This window comes from uncultured Microbulbifer sp. (genome assembly GCF_913055755.1).
Taxonomy (GTDB): Bacteria; Pseudomonadota; Gammaproteobacteria; order Pseudomonadales; family Cellvibrionaceae; genus Microbulbifer.
In genome coordinates this window covers 1-4,875 of record NZ_CAJXKH010000150.1, presented here as the reverse complement: position 1 = coordinate 4,875, position 4,875 = coordinate 1, and the positions used below count along the sequence as shown (strand labels likewise).

Annotated in this window: 4 protein-coding genes; all 4 read left to right on the top strand. The window is 58.7% G+C overall.

Going from position 1 to position 4,875, the window contains the following annotated elements:
• Positions 1 to 270, top strand: a 270-nt coding sequence (locus QZ511_RS16315; RefSeq protein ID WP_295804086.1) for a Na+/H+ antiporter NhaC family protein, incomplete at its 5' end; no start/stop codon positions are given.
• Positions 251 to 853 (top strand): Na+/H+ antiporter NhaC family protein, encoded by a 603-nt coding sequence (locus QZ511_RS16310; protein ID WP_295804083.1) that lies wholly within the window; start codon positions 251 to 253, stop codon positions 851 to 853. The genes QZ511_RS16315 and QZ511_RS16310, both read left to right, overlap by 20 nt.
• Before the next feature lie 77 nt (positions 854 to 930).
• Complete coding sequence (locus QZ511_RS16305) at positions 931 to 2,013, top strand: DUF3549 family protein (RefSeq protein WP_295804080.1); 1,083 nt, start codon at positions 931 to 933, stop codon at positions 2,011 to 2,013.
• A 929-nt stretch (positions 2,014 to 2,942) separates the two neighbouring features.
• Entirely contained in the window at positions 2,943 to 4,556 is a 1,614-nt protein-coding gene (gene pgi / locus QZ511_RS16300) for a glucose-6-phosphate isomerase (protein WP_295804077.1), read from the top strand.
• Positions 4,557 to 4,875: the final 319 nt, after the last annotated feature.

Sequence of the window (4,875 nt, the reverse complement as noted above, 5' to 3'; positions counted from 1 at the left end):
CTCTGGACCACCCTGCCCGCCTTCGGTATCGCCCTGATCGTGTTCGCCATCCTCGGCTTCAGCAGCAAAACCGGCCACGCTTCCGCTGAAGATATCCAGCAACTGCTGGGCGCACTGCAAGCGGAATTCCGTATATCCATCGTCAGCCTGCTGCCCCTGGTACTGCTGCTGGCAATGGCGTGGAAGAAAGTACCCGCCTACCCCACGCTGATGATCGGTGCCCTGGTCGGCTGCCTGATCGCAGTGATCTTTGAGCCTCGCCGGCGGTGAAGGCCCGCTGAGCCTGCTGAAAGGGGCATGGCACGCGCTGTTTGACGGCTACAAGTCCACTTCCAGCAATGAGGCCGTGGCCTCCCTGCTATCCAAGGGCGGCATGAGCAGCATGCTCAATACCATCTGGCTGATCATTACCGCCATGGCGTTCGGCGGCGTGATGGAACGGGCAGGCTTTCTTGATCGTATCGTCAACTGGGCGCTGTCAGGTGTAAAAACAGTGGGCGGCCTGATCACCACCACGGTCTTCACCTGTTTCGGCATGAACGCCGCGGCCGGCGACCAGTACATGGCCATCATCATTCCCGGGCGCATGTTCCGCGAGGCATTTGAAACCAAGGGCCTGCACGGACTGAACCTGTCCCGCACCCTGGAAGATTCCGGCACCATCACCTCGGTACTGATCCCCTGGAACACCTGCGGTGCTTACATGAGTGCCACACTGGGAATTGCGACATTCACTTACGCACCCTTTGCCCTGTTCAATATCATCTGCCCACTGCTGGCGATTGCGTACGGCTGGCTGCACTTCAAGCAGATGCCTTTGGGCAAACAGGAAAAATTACAGGTCGCGGAATAGCGCACCGCACACTGACGGCCCTGCAACCCACCGACGGGAGCGCGTTGCGCTCCCGACTGATCAGAAGCTGAAGAAACGTGACCCAGCACCAAGACAACGCCGACATCCCCTCTACCCTCAACCAGCTCATCTCCGCGGCCAATTTCCGCCTGCACTGGTTTGATCTCGGTCGCCGGGTGCGCGCCATTGCACCGGAAACCGCCGCGGCATTCGAGGCCGGCGAGACGCCCTGGCCACACCCCTACCTCCGTCATGCCTGGTGCGGTCTGCTGCTGTCGCCGAAAGCCGGAGAGAGCGACGGTGCGCCGGTGGTATGGTTTCTGCGATTACCGCTCGATGAACAGGGAAAACTGCTGCTGCCGATTCGAGATCGCTTCCTGCGCCAGCTGCACGCTGCCCTGACGCCGATCGTCGGCGCCGCCGGAAACAATGCGGATTCATCTTCGCGCCTGCAGCGGGCACTGGATGAAAGCGGGCTTATTTACACACCACCCGATGATCGTCGCGCTGTCTTCCACGCCAAAGCGGCGCAACTGCTCAAACACCCTGCCAGCAGCCACTACGCCGCGGCGAAATCCTTTGCCGAAGATCCCAAGGCACTGCCGTGGCAACAACTGGCGCTGCAGGGAATCGCCGATCTCGCGGTGCGCTGGCCGGAGTCAAAAAGGGCATTTATCCGGAACCTGGCGGAATACCCGGCGCCCTTCCTGATCAGCCTCTGCCAATGCCTGGAAAGCGAAGCCATCGATCATCATCTGGCAGAGCCGCTGATCCGACGAGCGCAACAGACGCTCACCGACAGTGAGCCGGATCTGAACCTGGTTACCGCCGTCATTCGCGGCGTGTCCCACAGTATTGCCACCGGCATGCGCCAGCAGTTCCTGCTACAGATACTACAAAGTGACGCCGCCACCCACGGTGAAATACTGGCAGCCATCGGCAGTCGCTGCAGCGACGACCTGCAGGTACCCGAGCTCGCTCAGCTCTGGCTAGAAAACCTCAGCGCCAGCCAACCCCAGCAGACCTTCAACCTGCTGCTCACTGACTTGCTGTTTATTCCCCAGTTGCGCAACGGCCTGCTGGGTGTGTTGCGCAATCCTGAACGAAAGGAATCAGTTGCACGTGCATTTGGTGAATTTTTACAGCCGAGCGGCACCTGAGCCAATCGGCATTTGCACGCCAAAATCTCAAACTGGCTCACCGGCACGAACCCGGTAACCAGCTTGCATCTACCCTGTATGCGCTGCGCGCGTAAAAATATGCGCGCATTTCATCGAGTTTGCTTCGATTCCTGACGACTGTTTTTACATTTTTGGCACGAAACGCTGCAATTTTTTTCGGTTAAAGAGGAAAAAAAATCCTTTTTCAGCGTCGGAAAAAAAATTCTTATCCGCACTGCAACGAACCAAGGCGCAATTTGGCGGATAACCCTTTAAATTCAGGCCTACAAGCGCGACAAACTGGCGGCGGTTTTATCCTGAATTCACCTCTGGCGGCTATTTTAACCGCGCGCCTATTACACTCCATTGGGCGGTATGTTTGTAGAAAAGATTTTTACAAAGCACACCAAACAGGTGACGTTTTATTGTCTATGCTATTGACTAACATCAACGGAAAGGAGTTAGGGGATGAATTTCACTCCAGCCAAGTACTTAACCGGAATTATTTGTGCACTGGTCCTCGCAGGTTGTTGTGCACCGGCTCCGATGCCGGCCGCCTGCCCTCCGGGCTCTGAACAGATTCCGACTTCCATGGCCTGTCCTGCGGACGCGGATTGCTGGATGGCATCCGATAACGTTCGCTGCATGAAGGTGGTTAAATAACCACATTCTTTCAGGCACATGCGAAATGCCGCTCCCCGGAGCGGCATTTTGTTTTACTTCTTTGACAGGTCCTGAAGGAATCTGAACAACGGTTTCTTCGTCATCCGTATTCACCGTCACACCGGCACCCGGTGTCCGCGCCCCTCCCGCCGCCTTCGGCTTCCAGATTAAATACTCACTGCGACTGGCTGCACACGGCTTTTAGCGCTAACATTTGCGCCATTCTCACAGTTCCCGAAATAGTAAAAACAACACACAGTAAGACCATGGATGCTCTACCCCTTTCCGCCGCCATTGCCCATCTCAAACAGCACAAAGACCAGCACACCTGGTCCCTGCGCGAGCTGTTTACCCAGAACCCGGACCGCGCAAACACCTTCAGCACTTCCGCTGCCGGTATCTATCTCGACTACAGCAAGAACCTGCTGCGCGAGGACACCCTCAGCCTGCTGCTGGACTACACCGACACCGCCGCCCTGAAAGACGCTATCCAGGCGCTCTTTTCCGGGGCCAATATCAACAACACCGAGCACCGCCCCGCGCTGCACACCGCGCTGCGCTTCCAGGGCGCGCCGGAAACCGAGCACGAACAGGCGGTGGCGGATTGCCGCGCACAGATGCAGCAGTTCGTCGAGCGCGTCCACAGCGGTGCATGGACCGGCTTCACCGGCAAGCCCATCCGCCATGTGGTCAATATCGGTATCGGCGGATCGGACCTGGGCCCGCGCATGGTCTGCGAAGCCCTGCGCCCCTGGCACAACCCCGACATCCAGGTGCATTTTGTCGCCAATATCGACGGCGCCGACCTGAGCGACACCCTCGCCCGGCTGCCTGCAGAGGAGACGCTGTTTATCGTCGCCTCCAAGTCCTTCTCCACCCTGGAAACCCGCCAGAACGCGCTCTCCGCCCGCCAGTGGGTGCTGGACGCAGGCTGCGCAGAATCCGAGCTGGAAAAACACTTCGTGGCGGTGAGCAGCAATATCGTCGCCGCACAGGACTTCGGTATCGCCGCCCAGAACATCTTCCCGATGTGGGACTGGGTGGGCGGGCGCTATTCCCTGTGGTCCGCCATCGGCCTGCCCATTGCCCTGGCCTGCGGCTTCGACGCGTACAGTGAACTGCTGCGCGGTGCCAACGCCATGGACACCCACTTTGCGGAGGCCCCCTTCGAGCAAAACCTGCCGGTGCTGATGGCGCTGATCCACTTCTGGTACCGCCAGTGCTGGGGCGCCGGCAGCCTGGCGGTCCTCCCTTACGCGCAGCGCCTGGCCAAGTTCCCGGCGTGGCTGCAGCAGCTGGATATGGAGAGCCTGGGCAAGAGCGTGGACCGCGAGGGGCAACCGCTGAATTATCCCAGCGGCAGCGTGATCTGGGGTGCGGAGGGCAGTAACGGACAGCACTCGTTCCACCAGTTGCTGCACCAGGGCACCGACATGATCCCGGCGGATTTTGTCGCGATCAAGCAGCCCACTTCCGAACTCACTGAACAGCACAGGTGGCTACTGTCCTGCTGCCTGAGCCAGAGCCAGGCGCTACTGCAGGGCAAGTCCCTGGCCGAGGCGCGCAAGGAGCTGGAGGCATCCGGCCACACCCACAAGGAAGTACACCACCTGGCCCCGCACAAGGTGATCCCGGGCAACCGCCCGAGCAATACTCTGATTGTGGAAAAACTCGACCCTTACCACCTGGGCAGCCTGCTGGCGCTGTATGAGCACAAGGTATTTACCTTTGGCACCCTGCTGGACATCAATCCGTTTGACCAGTGGGGCGTGGAGCTGGGCAAGGTGCTGGGTAACGCGGTTTACGATGCGATTGAAGGGGAGATCCCTTCAAACTGGGATGGGTCTACCGCCAATCTTCTGAAATTACTGCTTAAGTAACTTTTAATTCAGTGGTAACCGTTGAGATGCCCCGCTGGCGGCAAAGCACCGGGTATCAGTTTTCAAAACCGCTGTGAATACATCCCTGTAAGCTGCGTCGGCGCCGTCCATGGCGCCGACGCTTTTGAAAACTGATACCCGGCACTTTGCCTTCTCGTCTCGTTCAGCGCTTTGATCTGCATGGAATTACCCTTTCATTTGGGCAGCGCCACACACTTCGAATTGAAGGCAGAGTGCCGGGGGCGGGTTTTCAGGAGCGTCGCAAACAGGATGTTTGCGCCGCAGCGCCCAGGGATGGGTTCACAGCGGTCCTGAAAAC